This is a genomic window from Roseivivax halodurans JCM 10272 (assembly GCF_000521785.1).
GTDB lineage: Bacteria > Pseudomonadota > Alphaproteobacteria > Rhodobacterales > Rhodobacteraceae > Roseivivax > Roseivivax halodurans.
Genome location: NZ_JALZ01000089.1, coordinates 1 through 2,790 on the forward strand (window position 1 = coordinate 1; position 2,790 = coordinate 2,790).

General features: G+C 56.6%; 1 tRNA gene and 2 rRNA genes. All 3 read right to left on the bottom strand.

The annotated features are described in order from the left end of the window. Positions 1 to 10 precede the first annotated feature (10 nt). Positions 11 to 87, bottom strand: a tRNA-Met gene (locus OCH239_RS21125). A 107-nt stretch (positions 88 to 194) separates the two neighbouring features. Next, a 5S ribosomal RNA gene (gene rrf, locus OCH239_RS21130) occupies positions 195 to 309 on the bottom strand. Between the two features lie 216 nt (positions 310 to 525). Continuing rightward, positions 526 to 2,790: ribosomal RNA gene (locus OCH239_RS22450) — 23S ribosomal RNA — on the bottom strand; the annotation flags it as partial.

A 2,790-nucleotide genomic window follows, 5' to 3' on the forward strand; every position in this document is an offset into this window, starting at 1 on the left:
TCGGAAACGATGGTTGCGGGAGCAGGATTTGAACCTGCGACCTTCAGGTTATGAGCCTGACGAGCTACCGGACTGCTCCATCCCGCGACACTTTGTTTGGCCGTTTTCGCGTGGTGCGGTTTCGGCCGGTCATGCGGGGTGCCGCATGATCGCGTTGATCATCGTGTTCGAGAGATACGGGCGTGTCTTTCTAGGTTTGGCGGCGACCTACTCTCCCACGTCTTGAGACGCAGTACCATTGGCGCGACGGCACTTAACGGCCGGGTTCGGAATGGAGCCGGGTGTTTTGCTCGTGCTATGACCACCAAACCGAGGAAGACACGCGATCCTTGCGCGACCGCCTGTTCGGCGACTTGGGCGCGTTTGTTTTGCGCGCGGCTTTCGCCGCTGTTGCGCAAGACGCGTCGCTCGCCTGGCAGTAAGCAAGGATATCAACATCGCCATTTCGGCGCTCGCTGTCTGTCGTGTCACAAGGGATGTATGCTTTCGTCACCAGAGGCAGGTCGAACCTGTCTGTTTCTGGATCGGGTCAAGCCTATCGGGCCATTAGTACCGGTCAGCTGAGCGTGTTGCCACGCTTACACCTCCGGCCTATCGACGTGGTCGTCTACCACGGCCCTCGGGGAGACCTTGTTTTGAGGGGGGCTTCCCGCTTAGATGCCTTCAGCGGTTATCCTGTCCGATCATAGCTACCCTGCACTGCTGCTGGCGCAACAACAGGTCCACCAGTGGATCGTTCAACCCGGTCCTCTCGTACTAGGGTCAACTCCTCTCAAGTCTCCTACACCCACGGCAGATAGGGACCGAACTGTCTCACGACGTTCTAAACCCAGCTCACGTACCTCTTTAAACGGCGAACAGCCGTACCCTTGGGACCTGCTCCAGCCCCAGGATGAGATGAGCCGACATCGAGGTGCCAAACACTGCCGTCGATATGGACTCTTGGGCAGTATCAGCCTGTTATCCCCGGCGTACCTTTTATCCGTTGAGCGATGGCCCTCCCACTTGGGACCACCGGATCACTATGGCCGTCTTTCGACTCTGCTCGACTTGTCAGTCTCGCAGTCAGGCTGGCTTCTGCCATTGCACTCAACGAGCGATTTCCGACCGCTCTGAGCCAACCTTCGCGCGCCTCCGTTACGATTTAGGAGGCGACCGCCCCAGTCAAACTACCCGCCACAGAGGGTCCCGGATCCGGATGACGGATCGCGGTTAGACACCAAGCGAGGCAAGGGTGGTATCTCAAGGATGGCTCCACGGGAACTGGCGTTCCCGCTTCGAAGCCTACCACCTATCCTGCACATGCCTGGCCTGGTGCCAGTCTGAAGCTGTAGTAAAGGTGCACGGGGTCTTTCCGTCTAACCGCGGGCAGCCTGCATCTTGACAGGCAATTCAATTTCGCTGAGTCGACGTTGGAGACAGCGGGGAAGTCGTTACGCCATTCGTGCAGGTCGGAACTTACCCGACAAGGAATTTCGCTACCTTAGGACCGTTATAGTTACGGCCGCCGTTTACCTGGGCTTCAATTCGGAGCTTGCACCCCTCCTTTTAACCTTCAGGCACCGGGCAGGCGTCAGACCCTATACGTCGCCTTGCGGCTTCGCAGAGCCCTGTGTTTTTAGTAAACAGTCGCCACCCCCTGGTTTGTGCCCCCGGACATCATAGCCCGGGCCTCCTTCTCGCGAACTTACGGAGGTATTTTGCCGAGTTCCTTCAACGTCGTTCTCTCAAGCGCCTCGGTATGCTCTACCAGTCCACCTGTGTCGGTTTCGGGTACGGTCTCATGGAGGGCTGTTTCCAGGGACTGCCGCATATACGCCCCAATCCGATAAGGGACGTACGACTCGGACAATCCGTCACCATCTCCTGGCCCAGGAATATTGACCTGGTTCCCATCGACTACGCCTTTCGGCCTCGCCTTAGGGGCCGGCTTACCCTGCTCAGATTAGCTTTAAGCAGGAACCCTTGGACTTTCGGCGGGAGTGTCTCTCACACTCCTTGTCGCTACTCATGTCATCATTCTCGCTGGTGATCGCTCCACCGGTCAACCTTACGGTCCGGCTTCTCTGCAAGCCTCGCGTCTCCAATATGCCCGTAGGCATGAAGGAGACATGAGACTATGTCACACCACGCTCCGCTACCACGCTCTCGCGTCCTCAGCTTCGGCTCATGGCTTGAGCCCCGTTACATCTTCGCCGCAGGACAACTTGTTTAGACCAGTGAGCTGTTACGCTATCTTTAAAGGATGGCTGCTTCTAAGCCAACCTCCTGGTTGTTTTGGTCGTCCCACCTGCTTTCCCACTTAGCCATGAATTGGGGGCCTTAGCTGGAGGTCAGGGTTGTTTCCCTCTCCACCATGGACGTTAGCATCCACGGTGTGTCTGCCATCTAGTACTCCCGGGTATTCGGAGTTTGGTTAGGATCAGTAAGCCTGTGGGGCCCCATTACCCATCCAGTGCTCTACCCCCCGGGGTATTCGGATGACGCTCTACCTAAATAGATTTCGCGGAGAACCAGCTATCTCCGAGTTTGATTGGCCTTTCACCCCTAGGCACAACTCATCCCGACCTTTTTCAACAGGTGTGGGTTCGGACCTCCAGTTAGTGTTACCTAACCTTCATCCTGGTCATGCCTAGATCACTCGGTTTCGGGTCTGATCCACCTAACTCATGCGCCCTATTAAGACTCGCTTTCGCTGCGCCTACGCCTAGCGGCTTAAGCTTGCTAGATAGACCAAGTCGATGACCCATTATACAAAAGGTACGCCGTCACATGACTGGACACTTATAT